Annotated in this window: 10 protein-coding genes and 1 pseudogene; 6 read left to right on the plus strand and 5 right to left on the minus strand. The window is 71.4% G+C overall.

Annotated features, from left to right (window positions below; translation table 11 throughout):
• Positions 1-6: 6 nt before the first annotated feature.
• A complete protein-coding gene (locus ACFV7R_RS26260; protein ID WP_385267641.1) occupies positions 7-840 on the minus strand; it encodes a phytanoyl-CoA dioxygenase family protein in 834 nt (277 codons plus the stop codon).
• Positions 841-909: 69 nt separating this feature from the next.
• On the opposite strand from ACFV7R_RS26260, the gene ACFV7R_RS26265 reads away from it, so the two are divergent.
• Entirely contained in the window at positions 910-1,812 is a 903-nt protein-coding gene (locus ACFV7R_RS26265; protein WP_385267643.1) for a helix-turn-helix domain-containing protein, read from the plus strand.
• Positions 1,813-1,836: 24 nt separating this feature from the next.
• Here the strand turns inward: ACFV7R_RS26265 and ACFV7R_RS26270 are convergent, their stop codons facing one another.
• Both ACFV7R_RS26270 and ACFV7R_RS26275 read right to left on the minus strand, forming a co-directional pair.
• Positions 1,837-2,481 (minus strand): DUF4232 domain-containing protein, encoded by a 645-nt coding sequence (locus ACFV7R_RS26270; protein ID WP_385267645.1) that lies wholly within the window; start codon positions 2,479-2,481, stop codon positions 1,837-1,839.
• A gap of 93 nt (positions 2,482-2,574) precedes the next feature.
• On the minus strand, positions 2,575-4,953 hold the full coding sequence (locus ACFV7R_RS26275) for a SpoIIE family protein phosphatase (protein WP_385267647.1): 2,379 nt from the start codon (positions 4,951-4,953) through the stop codon (positions 2,575-2,577).
• A 254-nt stretch (positions 4,954-5,207) separates the two neighbouring features.
• On the opposite strand from ACFV7R_RS26275, the pseudogene ACFV7R_RS26280 reads away from it, so the two are divergent.
• Positions 5,208-8,305, plus strand: a pseudogene (locus ACFV7R_RS26280) (glycoside hydrolase family 2 TIM barrel-domain containing protein).
• A gap of 140 nt (positions 8,306-8,445) precedes the next feature.
• The gene (locus ACFV7R_RS26285) at positions 8,446-10,689 is read left to right on the plus strand and encodes a glycoside hydrolase family 9 protein (RefSeq protein WP_385267649.1); all 2,244 of its coding nucleotides are present in this window, start codon (positions 8,446-8,448) and stop codon (positions 10,687-10,689) included.
• Positions 10,690-10,699: 10 nt separating this feature from the next.
• Here ACFV7R_RS26285 and sigJ read toward each other — a convergent pair whose 3' ends face one another.
• Positions 10,700-11,623 carry an RNA polymerase sigma factor SigJ gene (gene sigJ, locus ACFV7R_RS26290; RefSeq protein ID WP_385267651.1) on the minus strand — a complete coding sequence of 308 codons (924 nt, stop codon included), beginning with the start codon at positions 11,621-11,623 and terminating at the stop codon, positions 10,700-10,702.
• A 189-nt stretch (positions 11,624-11,812) separates the two neighbouring features.
• On the opposite strand from sigJ, the gene ACFV7R_RS26295 reads away from it, so the two are divergent.
• The 3 genes from ACFV7R_RS26295 to ACFV7R_RS26305 all read left to right on the plus strand — a co-directional run bounded on the left by ACFV7R_RS26295 (position 11,813) and on the right by ACFV7R_RS26305 (position 14,572).
• Positions 11,813-12,058 (plus strand): hypothetical protein, encoded by a 246-nt coding sequence (locus ACFV7R_RS26295; protein WP_129803775.1) that lies wholly within the window; start codon positions 11,813-11,815, stop codon positions 12,056-12,058.
• Positions 12,059-12,061: 3 nt separating this feature from the next.
• Positions 12,062-12,439, plus strand: coding sequence for a toxin Doc (locus ACFV7R_RS26300; protein ID WP_129803776.1), 378 nt, complete (start codon positions 12,062-12,064; stop codon positions 12,437-12,439).
• A 498-nt stretch (positions 12,440-12,937) separates the two neighbouring features.
• Complete coding sequence (locus ACFV7R_RS26305; protein WP_385267653.1) at positions 12,938-14,572, plus strand: ricin-type beta-trefoil lectin domain protein; 1,635 nt, start codon at positions 12,938-12,940, stop codon at positions 14,570-14,572.
• Between the two features lie 176 nt (positions 14,573-14,748).
• Here ACFV7R_RS26305 and ACFV7R_RS26310 read toward each other — a convergent pair whose 3' ends face one another.
• Positions 14,749-15,924 (minus strand): lactate 2-monooxygenase, encoded by a 1,176-nt coding sequence (locus ACFV7R_RS26310; RefSeq protein ID WP_385267655.1) that lies wholly within the window; start codon positions 15,922-15,924, stop codon positions 14,749-14,751.
• Positions 15,925-15,979 lie beyond the last annotated feature (55 nt).

Raw genomic sequence — 15,979 nt, forward strand, 5'->3', positions numbered from 1 at the left:
GCGTCGTCAGTGCGGCCCGGGCGGGGCGAACTCGGTGCCGCACGGGCCGCCGCCCTCGCTCTCCGGCAGCGGCACGCGCTCGGCGTCCATCGTCAGCGTGCGGTAGTAGCCGCCGATGCGCTCGGTGGAGCGGCCGACGTAGTGGCCGATGAACGAGCGGCGGAAGCGGTCCTCGGTGCGGTTCGGCTCGGAGCCGTGCACCAGGCTGCCGTTGAAGAACAGGACGTCGCCCGGCTCCATGTCGACCGGCACCGTCGCAAGGCCGGGCGGCGGCGGTACGTACTCCCGTGCGAAGGACACCTCGGCGTCCGCCTCCTCGGGGCAGAAGATGTCCATCCGGTGCGTGCCGGGCACGACCTCCAGCCCACCGTTGTCCCGGCCGATCACATCGCAGGCGACCCAGGCCGCCACGCAGGTTCCCGGCTCGACCCGCAGATAGAAGTTGTCCTGGTGCAGCGCCTGGCCGCGCGCACCCGGCGGCTTGAAGTAGAACATGCTCTGCGCGGCCAGCACCTCCTCGCCGAACAGCGTCTCCAGCACCCCGCGCAGCCGCGGGTCCAGCAGGAAACGCAGCGCAACGGGGTTGATCTCGTGCGGCTGCATCACCCTCGGGCAGGCGGCCAGTGGATCTTCGGGCGCGCCGGGCGGTACCGCACGGGGCTCGAAGTGCCCCGGCACGGGCCCGGCCGCGTGCAGCGCCGCGAACTCGGCGCACAACCGGTCGATCTCGTCGTCCCCGAACAGCTTCCGGACGACCGTGAAGCCGTCCTCCTCGAACCGTGCGCGCCCCTCCTGGGTCAGGATGGGAGAACCGGCGGCGCCGATATCCGTGGCTGTCATGCGTCCACTCCTCGGTGAGGTGTCACTGGTCCATCACGCTAGGCCGACGCGCGGTCCGGGAGGATGCCCATGAGCGCTGACGACTTGCCCGGGACTGCCGGCGACGGCGTCCCGTCCCCGCCGCCCGGACTGGTGGTGGTCGGCCACTTCGACCAGTCTCAGGGCTACGCCATCGACCGGCCACGCGGGTCGGACAGCTGGCTGTTCACCTGGACGACGGGCGGTCAGGGCCGGCTGCGCCAGGGCAGTGCCGAGACGCGGGCGGGCGCCGGGGACCTGGTGGTGCTCGCCCCCGGGGTGCGGCAGGGCTACGGCGTGGCGCCCGGCGCGTCGCACTGGCGCTTCTGGTGGGCGCACTGCCCGGCCCGGCCGACCTGGTCGTCCTGGCTGCGCCCGTACGACGTGGGCGACGGCGTGTACGTCGTCAACCCCGTCCCGGCCGGGCTGCACGGCCGCGTCGAGTCCGCCTTCCGCCGGATGCTCGCCGACGCCCGCTGGACCGGTGCGGAGACCCCGCCCGCCACCGCGCCGGCGGACGACCGGGTCACCGTGGCTCACGGCACCGCCGCCCGGGAGCTGGCGCTGTGCGCCCTGGAGGAGGTCGTCCTGCTCACGGCCGCCGCCGCGCGCCCACCGTCGCCGCCGCCCGGTGTCGACTCCCGGGTGCGCCGGGCCCAGGCGCTGATCGCCGCCGACCCCGGCGCCCCGCACACCGTCCGCTCACTGGCCGGCAGCGTCGCCCTGTCACCCTCCCGGTTCGCGCACCTGTTCACCCAGCAGCTGGGCCAGTCACCGATGCGGGTCCTGCGCGAGGCACGCCTGCGGCACGCGGCCCGGCTGCTGGAGGGCACCGACCTGTCCGTGGAACGGGTGGCCGCGGCCTCGGGCTTCGCCAGCCCGTTCCACTTCAACCGGGTGTTCCACGAGCGCTACGGCACCCCGCCGGGCGCCTACCGCGCGCAGCACCGGTGAACCGCTCAGGGCCTGTCCGGCGGATCAGGCTCCGGTACCCGCCTGGAACACCGTGAGGGAGATCTCCGACTCGTTGCCCGCCACCGGCACCTCCTCGGCGGTCCACTTCACCGTCAGCGGATCCCGCTCGTCCGGCGGGGTCACGAGCAGTGCGGCCGGCTCGGCCGTGCGGGCGCCGCTGATCTCCGGGCTGGCGTACGACAGTCCGGCCCAGGCGCTGTCGCCCGGTGCCAGGGTGACCGTGGCGGGTGAGCCCGGTTCGCGTTCCGGATCGGGCCCCAGCTGCCGGCCGGACGCGTCGACGAAGGCGGCGCCCGGATAGCCGTACAGGGTGCAGATGCGCGACGAGGTGTTCGTGAGGACGATCGGGAAGTTGCGCTGCCCGGCGCCCGGGTTGTTGCGGCCGGCCCAGGCGCGCAGTTCCGAGGTGTGGCAGCGGGTGCCGGGGGCGGACTCGGGCTCGGTGGATGCGCTCGCGTCGCTCGGAGGGCTCGCCGACGAGGAGTCCGGGGCGGATGCGGCCGTCGTCGGCTGCCGCGGGCCGCTCGTCGTGCCGTCGGCCTCGCCGCCGCAGCCGGCCGGCAGGCCCAGCACCGTGACCAAGCCCGCGAGGAGCGCCGCCCGGCGCAGGGAGGGGAAGGGGCGTGCGGACGGGGACGTGGGCGTCATGTTCCTCAACACTCCCGGACGTTCGCCGATGCGTACGTACGGGCTCCTTGTGCCCCGTCCCGGGCGCCCGATGCGAACCGGGGCCGGAAAACCTCACTCCTGCGTGAGCAGGTTCAGCTCCGCCCAGATCGTCTTGCCCTCGGGCGTGTACCGGCTGCCCCAGCGCTGGGTGACCTGGGCGACCAGGAACAGCCCGCGGCCACCCTCGTCCCACATCTTCGCGCGGCGCAGGTGCGGCGCGGTGTGGCTGGCGTCGGACACCTCGCAGATCAGCGTCGACTCGTCGTGGATCAGCCGCAGCCGGATGGGGTGCGAGCCGTACCGGATGGCGTTGGTGACCAGCTCGCTGACCACCAGTTCGGCGGCGAACGAGGCCTCGACCAGCCCCCAGATGCCGAGCTGGTCGGTGACCTGCTTGCGGATCGGGGCGACCAGGGCGGGATCGACCGGGATGTCCCAGGTCGAGACCTGCCACTCCGGCAGCCCGTGGGTACACGCCAGCAGCAGCGCCACGTCGTCGCAGGCGCTGCCGGTGGGGAGCAGGGTGTGCAGGATCCGGTCGCAGGTCTCGTCCAGTGACCCCGTGGACGCCGAGAGGGTCTCGCACAGCAGTCCGAGACCTGCCTCGACGTCCCAATCGTGGGACTCGATCAGTCCGTTGGTGAAGAAGGACAGCACGGTGCCCTCGGGCAGGTACAGCTCGGCCGCCTCGAACGGCAGCCCACCCAGGCCCAGCGGCGGACCGGCGGGCAGCTCGACCTCCTGGGCCGCACCGCCCGGCAGGACCATGACCGGCGACGGATGCCCTGCCCGGGCGAACGTGCAGTGCCGGGACACCGGGTCGTACACCGCGTACAGGCAGGTCGCGCCGACCTCGCCGGGGTCGCCGACGTCGGTGCTGGTCTCCTCCGACAGCCGGACGACCAGGTCGTCGAGGTGGGTGAGCAGCTCGTCGGGGGCGAGGTCGATGTCGGCGAGCGTGCGCACGGCCGTGCGCAGCCGGCCCATCGTGGCCGAGGCCCGGATGCCGTGGCCGACGATGTCACCGACCACCATGGCGACCCGCATCCCGGACAGCGGGATCACGTCGAACCAGTCGCCGCCCACCTCGGCCCGGGCCGCCGGAAGGTAACGCGAGGACGCCTCCAGGGCGGCCCTGCGCGGCAGCGTCTGCGGGAGCAGGCTGCGCTGGAGGGCGAGGGTGGTCTCGCGCTCGCGGGTGTAGCGGCGGGCGTTGTCGATGCAGACGGCGGCGCGTGCCGTGATCTCCTCGGCCAGGAGCTGGTCGTCCGGTGTGAAGGGGGCCGGGCGCCGGAAGCGGGTGAGGACGGCGACGCCCAGCGTCGTGCCGCGAGCCCGGATCGGCACGGACATCGTGCAGTGGATGCCGTACCCCCTGACCCGCTCCATACGGGCCTTGTCCCAGGTCAACCACTGGGTGAAGTCGTCTGAGGGGGCTTGCGCGACGATCGTCCGGCCGGCCAGCACGGAGTCGGCCTGGGGTGAGGAGGCGGGGTACACGTCCAGCTGGCCCAGTGGGACCACGGCCTCGAAGCTGTCCGGATCGACCGACTGATGGGCCGCCCGGCGCAGGGTGATCGGCGCGGTCGGCGGCTCCGCGGAGGGCTCGCCCCCGAACTCCGGCGGGTCCAGCAGGTCGACGCTGACGAAGTCGGCGAGGGAGGGAACGCAGACATCCGCCAGCTCCTGCGCCGTCCGGATGACGTCGAGTGTCGTGCCGATGCGGATGCTCGCTTCATTGACCAGGTGGAGCCGCTCGCGTGCCAGGTACTGCTCGGTGAAGTCGTGCACGGCGACGCACACACCGCACACCCGCCCGGTGCCGTCGGTGATCGGCGCCATCCGGGCCAGCCGGGCGTCGACCCGGCCGTCGTCGCCGAGCGGCACGTGGGTGTGGACATCGTGCCCCCGGCCGGTCGTGAGCACGTGGTGCAACTGCTGCTCGATCTCCTCGCCCTGGGTTCTGGCGAGGAACTCCGGCACCCGTAGCCCCCGGACGCGCTCCTCGGGCAGCCCGATCAACGCGGCCATGTCGGCGTTGATCCGGTACACCCGGAGCCGCTCGTCGTGGATCGCGACGGCGCAGGGAGTCTGGAGGAGGCTGGCCTTCTCCAGCGGATCGTCGGCCGGTCGGTCCCGGTCGCCCTCCAGAGGTGTCACGACGAGCCAGTCGTCGGTGCCGCCGTCCGGTGGCTGCCGATGGTGAGCGAGCAGCCACACGGACACCGTACGGCCGTCCCGGTGGCGCAAAGTGAGCGTTCCGTCGCAGCGGGGTTTACGGAGAGCCGGCGCCGTGCCCTCGATCAGCTGTGCGGCGGGCCGTCCCACGACCTCGTCGGCCGTCCAGCCCAGCAGCCGCCGCGCGCCTTCGCCCCACTCGGTCACGGTGCCGTCGCGGTCGATGACAGCCCGGGCCGTGGCGGCCTCGTCGAAGGGATAGACCGGGCTCATCGTCGTCACTCCATCGCGCATACGCACAGTGAACGGTTGGGCCACTTCAGTTCCAGCCTAGTGCGTCGTGGTCCCGTGTGTACCGGGCACGGGGCCACCCCGGGTACTGCGGTCAAGAGGCAGATCCGGCCGATGTGACATCTGGGGCAGAAGTACATCACCCGACCCTTGACGGGCCTGTGTGGCAGCCCGTCAGAATCTGTTTGTTCACGATCAGTTGTGAGTACTTCTGGGCCCTGATGAGGGAGAGCCGCATGTCGGTCACTCGCAGATCGGTTTTGATCACCGGTACGGCCGCACCGGCCGCCGGAGCGCTGCTCGGCGCGCCGGGCGCACAGGCAGCCGAGGGCGCCGCCCGGGTCACGGGCCGCCACACCCTTGCCCTGCGCGACGGCTGGCGCTTCGCCCTGGTCAACCCGGGCGACATCACCGACCCGACCGGCGCGTACGCCGGCGCCGCCGAGCCCGGCTACGACGACTCGGGCTGGCGCGAGGTCGCGGTGCCGCACGACTGGAGCATCGAGTCCGCCCCGACCACCGAGCACGGCACCACCAGCGGCACCGGCTTCTTCCCCGGCGGCCTCGGCTGGTACCGCCACACCTTCACCCTGCCGCCCGCCCTCACGGGCAAACGGATCTCGGTGGAGTTCGACGGTGTCTACATGGACTCGTACGTCTACTGCAACGGCAAGGAGGTCGGCCGCCACCCCTACGGCTACACCGGCTTCGCCTTCGACCTCACCGACCTGGTGCACACCGACGGCAGCACCGAGAACGTGCTCGCGGTCAAGGTGCAGAACCGGCTGCCCAGCAGCCGCTGGTACTCGGGCAGCGGCATCTACCGCGAGGCCCGTCTCGTTGTCACCGAGCCGGTGCACGTGGAGCGCTGGGGTACGTACGTCACCACTCCCGAAATCACCGAGGAGCGGGGCGTCGTACGTGTGCAGACCTCGGTGGTGAACGCCTCCGGCGGCGGCGCGGACGTCGAGATCGTGTCGCGGATCGCCGATCCCCGCGGCCGTACCGTCGCCCGTACGTCCTCCACGGTCCCCGTCACCGACAAGGCGACCGGGACCCATGAACTCACCGTTCCCGAGCCTAAGTTGTGGGACTTCGGCACCCCGCACCACCGCTACACCCTGAAGACCGAACTGCGCGTCGGCGGCAGAACGAGCGACACCTGTCGCACCACCTTCGGCTTCCGCACCTTCCGCTTCGACCCGGACGAGGGCTTCCACCTCAACGGCGTCCACAACAAGATCAAGGGAGTCGACCTCCACCACGACCTGGGGCCCTCGGCGCCGCCGTCAGCATCGACGCGATCCGCCGGCAGATGACCATCATGAAGTCGATGGGCGTCAACGCCTTCCGCACCTCCCACAACCCGCCCACCCCGGAGATGATCCAGGTCTGCGAGGAGATGGGCATCGTGATGCTGGTGGAGGCCTTCGACTGCTGGCGGACCGGCAAGAACCGCTACGACTACGGCCGGTTCTTCGACGAGTGGGGCGAGAAGGACGCCACCGAGATGGTCCTCGCGGCCCGCAACTCGCCCGCCGTCCTGATGTGGTCCATCGGCAACGAGGTCCCCGACTCCACCTCCACCGCCGGGCTCGCCATGGCCGACCGCGTCATCGACGCCATCAGGGCCGCCGACGACACCCGCCCGCTGGTCATCGGCTCCGACAAGTACCGCCGTCTGCCGGCCAAGGGCTCGGCGGCCGATCTGATGCTGGCCAAGCTGGACGGGCTGGGCCTCAACTACAACACCGCCAAGTCCGTCGACCAGTTGCACGCCGCCTATCCCCACCTGTTCCTCTTCGAATCCGAGTCGTCCTCCGAGACCTCCACACGCGGCACCTACCAGGAGCCCGAGCGCCTCAACACGGGCGAGAACCACACGCCGGGCAAGCGTGCGACCTCGTCGTACGACAACAACCTCGCCTCCTGGACCATGAGCGGCGAGTACGGGCACAAGAAGGACCGGGACCGGAAGTGGTTCGCCGGGCAGTTCCTGTGGTCCGGCATCGACTACATCGGCGAACCCACGCCCTACGACGTCTTCCCGGTCAAGGCGTCCTTCTTCGGCGCGGTCGACACGGCCGGCTTCCCGAAGGACATGTACTACCTCTTCCAGAGCCAGTGGATCAGCGAACCCATGGTCCATCTGCTGCCGATGACCTGGAACCACGCGGAGGGCGACACGGTCGAGGTGTGGGCGTACTCCAACGTCGACACGGTGGAACTGTTCCTCAACGGAAAGTCCCTCGGCACCCGGACGTTCGACACCAAGAAGACCGTCGACGGCCGGGTCTACCTGGAGACCACCGAGGCGACCGGCGACGACAAGACCTTCACCGACGGTCCCTGCCCCGGCAGCTACACCAGCCCGAACGGCAGCGCCGGCAAACTCCACCTCACCTGGAAAGTGCCGTACCGGCCAGGGGAGTTGAAGGCGGTGGCACGCAGGGACGGCAAGGTGGTCGCCACCGATGTGCTGCGCACGGCCGGTGCGCCGAAGGCCGTACGCCTTGCCGCCGATCGCAAGTCCCTGGCCGCCGACGGCCGTTCGCTGGTCTTCGTGACCGCGGAGATCGTCGACGCCCGAGGTGTGGTGGTGCCCGACGCCGAGGACCTCATCTCCTTCGAGGTGACGGGCGGCTCGCTCGCCGGGCTCGACAACGGGCGGGAGGAGAGCGCCGAGCGCTACCAGGCCAGCACGCGTACGGCCTTCCACGGCAAGGCGCTGGCGATCGTACGGTCCGGTACGAAGCCGGGCTCCCTGAAGGTGACCGCACGGGCCGAAGGCCTGCGGACGGGCAGCCTGCCCGTGAGGACGACTCCCGCCCGGTCGGCCGCGCTCACCCCGGCCGCGGTCTTCGAGCCCGACTACCCGGCGCCCCCGAACCACCCTCACGCGGACGCCAGTTACTCGGGCCGTCCGGACACCCTTCCGGCCGCGATGCTCGACGGCGACCCGGCCACCGGCTGGTCCAACGGCTTCCACAAGGCGGCCACGGCCCTGCTCCCCGCCGTCGACGGAGCCCGGGCCGAGGACTGGGTCTCGCTGGACTTCGGCCGGACGCGGACCATCGACCGGGCCGAGGTCTCCTTCACCGTGGACGCGACGCACACCCTGCCCGCGTCGGTGGAGGCCGAGGTCTGGGACGGCCGGAGGTACGTGCCGGTCGAGGGGGCGGTCGTCGACTGGGCCACCGCCTCGGACGCGCCGACGGTCGTCACCTTCGACGCCGTACGCGGCTCCCGGCTGCGGCTCACCCTGACCAGCGCTCACCCGGGGGAGGCCCGCGGGGCGGTGCGGATCAGCAAGCTGGAGGTCCCCACGAGCTGAACCGATGAGCGGTCCGGGCGGGAACCAGTCCCGTCCGGACCGTTGACGGGGTGTCATGCCGCCGACAAGCATGGCTGCGTCCGTCTCTGGGAGCGCTCCCATGGCGAGCGTCACCCGTACCTCCCCCGAGGAGCCCAGACGTGAAACGACGCAGAACCACCCTGTTGTCCCTGACGGCCCTGCTGGCGGCGGGTCTCACCGCACTCCCGGCCGCACCGGCCGGCGCCGAAGAGGTCGAGCAGCTGAAGAACGGCACGTTCGACACCGGCACAGAGCCGTGGTGGACGACGAGCAACGTCACCGCGGGCCTGTCCGACGGGCAGCTCTGCGCCGACGTGCCCGGCGGCACCGCAAACCGCTGGGACGCCGCCGTCGGCCAGAACGACATCGCCCTGGTGAAGGGGGAGTCGTACCGCTTCTCCTTCACCGCGAACGGCTCGCCCGAGGGGCACGTCGTGCGGGCGGTCGTCGGCCTGTCGGCGGCGCCGTACGACACCTACTTCGAGGTGACGCCGGAGCTGAGCGTCTCCGGGAACTCGTACGCGTACACCTTCACCTCGCCCGTCGACACGCCCCAGGGGCAGGTCGCCTTCCAGCTCGGCGGCAGCGCGGACGCGTGGCGCTTCTGCATGGACGACGCCTCGCTGCTGGGCGGTGTACCGCCCGAGGTGTACGAGCCCGACACCGGGCCGCGGGTGCGAGTGAACCAGGTCGCCTATCTGCCGGCCGGGCCGAAGAACGCCACGCTGGTCACCGAGGCCACCGAGAAGCTGCCCTGGCAGCTGAAGAACGCGTCCGGGACCGTGGTCGCCCAGGGCTGGACCGTGCCCCGCGGCACCGACGTCTCCTCCGCCCAGAACGTCCACTCCATCGACTTCGGCGCCCACCGCAAGCAGGGCAAGGACTTCACGCTGGTCGCCGACGGCGAGGCGAGCCGCCCGTTCGACATCGGTACGGCCGCCTACGAGCGGCTGCGCCTCGATGCCGTGAAGTACTACTACACGCAGCGCAGCGGCATCGCGATCCGCGACGACCTGCGCCCGGGCTACGCCCGCCCCGCCGGACACGTCGGCGTCGCACCCAACCAGGGCGACGGCGCCGTGCCCTGCCAGCCGGGCGTGTGCGACTACACGCTCGACGTCACCGGCGGCTGGTACGACGCGGGCGACCACGGCAAGTACGTGGTCAACGGCGGCATCTCCGTGTGGGAGCTGCTGAGCACGTACGAACGCGAGCTGCTGGCCCGTACCGGGGAGTCGGAGAAGCTGGGCGACGGCACGCTCGGCATCCCGGAGAGCGGCAACAAGGTGCCGGACCTCCTGGACGAGGTCCGCTGGGAGCTGGAGTTCCTGCTGAAGATGCAGGTACCCGCGGGGCAGCCGCTGGCCGGCATGGCGCACCACAAGATCCACGACGAGCAGTGGACGGGGCTGCCGCTGATGCCGCACGACGACCCGCAGAAGCGTGAACTGCACCCGCCGTCCACCGCGGCGACCCTGAACCTGGCGGCGACGGCCGCGCAGGCGGCCCGCCTGTACCAGCCGTACGACCGGGAGTTCGCGGCGAAGACCCTGGCCGCCGCGCGCAAGGCCTGGTCGGCGGCGCTCGCCCACCCCGACCGGTACGCCTCCGAGAGCGACGGCATCGGCGGCGGTGCGTACGCCGACAGCAACGTCACCGACGAGTTCTACTGGGCCGCGGCGGAGCTGTATCTCAGCACAGGGGAAAAGGAGTTCGCGGACCACGTCCTCGACTCCCCGGTCCACACGGCCGACATCTTCGGCCCCCTCGGTTACGACTGGGCCAGGACCGCGGCAGCGGCCCGGCTGGACCTGGCGACCGTGCCGAGCAGGCTGCCCGGCCGGGACAAGGTGCGCCAGTCCGTCGTCAAGGCAGCGGACCGTTACCTCGCCACGCTGAAGTCACACCCGTACGGAATGCCGTACGCCCCCGAGGGCAACCTCTACGACTGGGGCTCCAACCACCAGATCCTGCACAACGCCGTCGTCATCGCCACCGCGTACGACATCACGGGCGCCTCGAAGTACCGTGACGGCGCGCTGCAGAGCATGGACTACCTCTTCGGCCGCAACGCCCTGAACATCTCGTACGTGACCGGCTACGGCGAGGTCAACTCCCACAACCAGCACGCCCGTTGGTATGCCCACCAACTCGATCCGAACCAGCCGAACCCACCGGCCGGCACGCTCGCCGGCGGGCCGAACTCGAGCATCCAGGACCCCTACGCACAGAGCAGACTCCAGGGCTGCGTCGGCCAGTTCTGCTACATCGACGACATCCAGTCCTGGTCGACGAACGAGCACACGATCAACTGGAACTCCGCCCTGACCCGCATGGCGTCCTTCGTGGCCGACCAGGGATGACCGCCGAGGTTCACATGTCCTGGTCGTCCCGGTGCACGTGCGTGAGCTTGTCGGGGTTGGACACGATGTACACGTCCGACACCCGGTCGCCCTCCGGAGTGAGGTCCATGACCATCACGGCGTAGGGCGAGTCCCCCTGGAACAGCACCGCCGCGTCGTCGCCGTTGACGCGGCGGTAGCTCAGGTCCAGCCCCTGTGTGCCGCGCCGGGCCGCGTAGCCGGTGAGCAGGCGGACCGCCTTGTCCCGGCCGTGCACGGGACGCAGCCCGGCCCTGCGGTTCCCGCCGCTGTCCGTCCACACCGTCACGTCCGGGGCGAGGACCTCCATCAGTGCGGCGATGTCCCCGCCGAGCGCGGCCCGCACGAAGCGCTCGGTCGCCTCCCGCCGCACCCGCGGATGCGCCCGGTAGCGCGGGCGCCGGGCCCGCACATGGGCGCGCGCCCGGCGGGCCAGCTGCCGGACCGCCGCCGGGCTGCGGTCGATGATCTCCGCGATCTCGGTGTGGGCGTACCCGAACACCTCGTTGAGCACGAACACCGCGCGCTCCAGCGGGGTCAGGCTCTCGAGGACCACCAGCATCGCCAGCGACACCGACTCCTCGCGCAGGACCGGGTCGACGTCGGCCGTTCCCGCATCCTCGACCAGGGGCTCGGGCAGCCACGGGCCGACGTACGTCTCCCGGCGGCGGCTGAGCGCGGCGCGCCGCGCCAGGGCGTGGTTGACGGCGATGCGCACCAGGTACGCGCGCGGACTGGCGATGCGGTCGGCGGTCTCGGCCCCCGTGCGGGCCGACCACGACAGCCAGGTCTCCTGAAGCACGTCGTCGGTGTCGGCGACGCTGCCCAGCATCGTGTAGACGATGCCGAAGAGCAGCTCGCGATGGCCGACGAACACATCGGTCGCGTCGTGCGTCTCGGGCGCGGGGTCGGACATGGCTGGGCCTCCCGGGGCGGCGCGGTACACCACTGGGAGGTACGGGGCGGTCCGAATGTGACATCGACGCTGCCGAATGTGACGTACCTCTCAAGGGTTTTGAGCGCTCTCTGCCCGTCCGGTACCTACCCCGATCCCTGCTGAGCTGGGGATATTTACGAGTAAGTACCCGCGCGGTACCGTGATGTCATGCCAGCCCTCAACGTGGAGTTCAGTGATCGTGAGCTGGAGGACCTGCGACAGATCGCCAAGGAGCGCGGTACGTCGATGAAGGCCCTCGTGCGTGAGGCGGCCGCGGCCGACATCGCCCGGCATCGGGCGCTGCAGGAGGGTGCCGAGGCCTTCCGCCGGTTCTTCGCGGCCCACGCCGACGAGTTCGCGGCCGCCTTCCCCGACGACGAACCGCCCGCCGGCGGCGAGGGACGGGCCGCCTGACCGATGGCACCCGTCCTGCACATCGACGTGCCCTGGCTGCTCCAGCGGCACGAGGAGGTCCTGCCGGACCAGCCGACGATCAACGACTTCTCCGCACTGGTCGCCGCCGTCGCCCGGCACCGCGTCGATCCGCCCCGCCTCGGCGTGGACTCCGACCCCGCCTGGCGGGCCGCCGCACTGCTGCACACCCTCGCCCTGCTCAAGCCCCTTCCGTCGGCGAACGCCCGTTTCGCCTGCGCGACGGCCATGGCGTACATGTTCGTCAGCGGCGTCGGCATCGACCCGCCCTACGGGGCGCTGGTGGACCTGGCCCGGGACCTGATCGACGGCAGGACCGATGTCTACGGCGCCGCTGACCGGCTGCGCTCCTGGCAGATCTGACGCGCCCGACCCGGCCGCCCCTCCCGCCCTCGGGACTGCCGGCCGAGGGCGGGAGGAACAGGGCCGGCGGCCGCCTCGCGCAGGGGAGCCGCCGTCCTGCGCGGGGGCCTGGCGAGAGAGGCCGGTTCCATCCAACTGCTCGGCCGGCGGCGTCGGGAGCGTGCGCGGCCTCCCGTTGCGTGCGTCGGTTTCACACGGGGCGCATGGAATGGTGAATGGCCGGGTCGGCGGCGTGAGTTACCATTGAATCTGACTTTATTTCAGTGTGGCTGATGTTGCCCAAGTGCCTTGTTGGCCGTGAGTGCGATGTGCAAGGGTGAACCGTCCGGCGGGGGGAGTAATGGCCGGGCACATTCGCACTTCGGTGAACCGGTCGTGCGAAGCGCCAAGGGTGAATTCACGCTCCCCGCACCCCGCCAAAAGGTACGCACCAACCCGGGCTCCTTTTCGGCGGTCAGAACCCTCGTGTACCACCTGCGTGGGAAAGGAATCCGCTCAGTGCCCACCCCCCACCCCCCTCGGCCTCCTTACCCGCCGTCCGGCGGGGATCCCGGAGAATCCGACGAGTCCCTCGCCGCCCGGCTGAGAGGGGCGTCGGATGTCGAAGTCGCCCATTCCACCGCCCTGCTGATCGCCCGGCACTGGCCGTCGGTCCACTCCTACGCGGTCGTCTGCCTCGCCTCCTCGGCGAACGTTGCCGCCATGGTGACCGCGGCCGCCTTCCACCAGGTCTTCGACCGTCTCACGCTGGGCGAGCCAGGCGTCGCGCTGCGTCCGCTGCTTCTGGTGACCGTGCGGGACACGGTCCGGCGGTGGGCCTCGGAAGAGCGAATATCCGGTGTGCTGCCGGAGTTGCAGAAACCCGCGGGAGGCCGTGGTATGCGGGCGGCCAAGTCCATGACGCCCGAAAACCGCAAGCTGGCCGAGCGCGCATTCCAGGCCCTTCCCGGACCCGCCCGGTGTCTGCTGTGGCACACCGAGGTCGAGGGGGAGCCGCTCGACTTCCCCGCCGGACTCCTCGGCATGGACACCGACACGGCGTCGGCCACCCTCGGGCTGGCCCGGGACAAATTCCGCGAGGGTTGTCTACGGGCCCACCAGGAACTCGCACCGAGCAAGGACTGCCGTTTCTACAACCGTCTCCTCGACGTCCCGATCCGCCGTGGCAGGGCACTGCTGCCGGATGTCCAGCAGCATCTCGCCGAGTGCCGCCACTGCCGGGACGCAGCCGAACAACTGAGCCATTTCGAGACCGGGTTGGACGTGCTGCTCGCCGAGGCGGTGCTCGGCTGGGGCGCCCGTCGCTACCTCGAGTCGCGACCGGGCCGCACCCCGCACCGACCGCGTGCGCGCGGTCGGCGTGCCGCCCGGCACTCCGGACGGGGGAGAGGAACGGCACACCATCGCATCCTGGACCGCATTCCGATCCCGACCATGGCGGGCCGCTCCTCGCGGGCCGTGCGCACCGGAGTGGGCATCGTCTCCGCCGCCCTGCTCGGCACCGTCCTCGCCACGAGCCTGTCGTCCTACGACGGCGCCGACACCACGGCCTCCGCCGGCGCCAACGACGACCGCGACTCCGCGCCCGGCACCGGCGCTCAGGCTCCGCCCACCGTGTCCGCCACGCCACCCGGCACCGCCCAACTCCCCACCGCACCTCAGCAGACCAGGCTGCGCAACGCCGCCGCCGACCTGTGCCTCGACCTCCGGGACGGGGCCGAGGCCGGTACCGGGACCGAGCTGGCGGTGTGCTCGGCCGACCTGACCCAGCAGTGGACGTACGAGAACGACGGGCTGCTGCGCAGCGTGGCGGACCCCGACCTGTGCCTGGACTCGCACGCGGACGCCGGTGTCGTCATCCTCGGCACCTGTGCCGCCGCCAGGAGCGAGCGGGGCGACGACGTGCGCTACGACCTCACCGTCCGCGGCGAGTTGCTGCCCCGCTGGGACGAGCAGCTCGCGCTCTCCTCCACTGCCGGTGAACCGGGCGCCGACATCGTCGTCAAGGTCCGCGACGGCTCCACCGCCCAGCGCTGGCTGACCGATCCCGAACCGGCCGACGCCGGGTCCCTGTCGGTCGCGGAGACGACCGATCCGTCCGCGCGACCGGTGGGACTGTCGGGCGGTTCCTGATGCCGCGGCATTAGCGGACGATGTCCCGGGGCGCCCGGCCCGCGGTGTCGAAGACGTCGACGCCGCACCGGCCAGGGCGCCCTGCTCGACCGTGCCGCGCCCAGTGCCGGCGATCAGCTGTGAAAGCCCGGCTCCGGCCGGGCGCCCGCCGCTGCGAGGACGTTCTTCGGTGGCGGTCAGGCGGACTCCTCGACGAGGACGAGGTCGGTGGGTCCGACGGTGGCGGGTGTGGCGTGCCCGGACAGGGCGAGGGTGAGATCGAGTTCGGCGAGCAGACAGCGGATCACATGCTCCACGCCCGCCCGGCCGTCGAGTGCGAGACCGTACGCGTACGGCCGGCCCACCAGGACCGCCTGTGCGCCGAGCGCGAGTGCTTTGAAGATGTCGTCGCCGGTGCGCACCCCGCTGTCGAACAGCACCGTCAACCGGTCACCGACCGCCGCGACGACCCCGGGCAGCGCGTCGGCCGCCGCGACGGAACCGGCCACCTGGCGTCCGCCGTGGTTGGACACCACCACGCCGTCCATCCCGGCGTCCACGGCGGCCCGGGCGTCGTCCGGGTGCAGGATGCCCTTGAGGACGATCGGGCCGTCCCAGTTCTCCCGCAGGAACGCCAGGTCCGGCCAGGTCTTGGCGGGGTCCGCGAACATGCCGACGAAGTGCATCACCGCCGCGTTCGGATCCTCGTGGACCGGCTTGGCCAATCCCGCCTGAAAGGCCGGGTCGGAGAAGTAGTTGGCGGTGCCCACGCCGTGCAGGAACGGCAGATACGCCTGGTCGAGATCGCGTGGCCGCCACGCGAGCAGCGGGGTGTCCAGCGTGACGACCAGCACGCTGAACCCGGCAGCCTTCGCCCGGTTCAGGAAGCTCCGCGTCACCTCGCGGTCCTTCGCCCAGTACAGCTGGAACCAGCGCTCGGCGTCACCCATCGCCTCCGCGACCTGCTCGATGGGGGTGCTGGACGCCGAGGACAGCACATACGGCACGCCCTGCGCGGCGGCGGCCCGGGCGGCGGCCGGCTCGGCGTCCGGATGCATGATCGACAGCACGCCGACCGGCGCCAGTGCCAGCGGGGCGGGCAGCGGGCGGCCCAGCACCTCGACGGACAGGTCCCGCTCGTGCACGTCCCGCAGCATCCGCGGCACGATGCGGCGCCGGTGCAGGGCCGCCCGGTTGGCGCGGGCGGTGCTGCCGTCCCCGGCGCTGCCCGCCACATAGCCCACGGGGCCCGGTCCGAGGCGCTGCTCGGTGAGCTCCTCCAGCCGTGTCAGATCGGTGGGCAGCCGCGGTACGGCTCCCGTCATCCCGTTGAGATAGATCTCGTACTGGAAGTCAGCCCAATGCTTGGCCATGTCGTGCATCCCGCCTCTCGTCGCTGAGAACGCGCAGTACGCCGACCATACCGAC

Source organism: Streptomyces sp. NPDC059866 (genome assembly GCF_042731325.1).
Taxonomy (GTDB): domain Bacteria; phylum Actinomycetota; class Actinomycetes; order Streptomycetales; family Streptomycetaceae; genus Streptomyces; species Streptomyces flavusporus.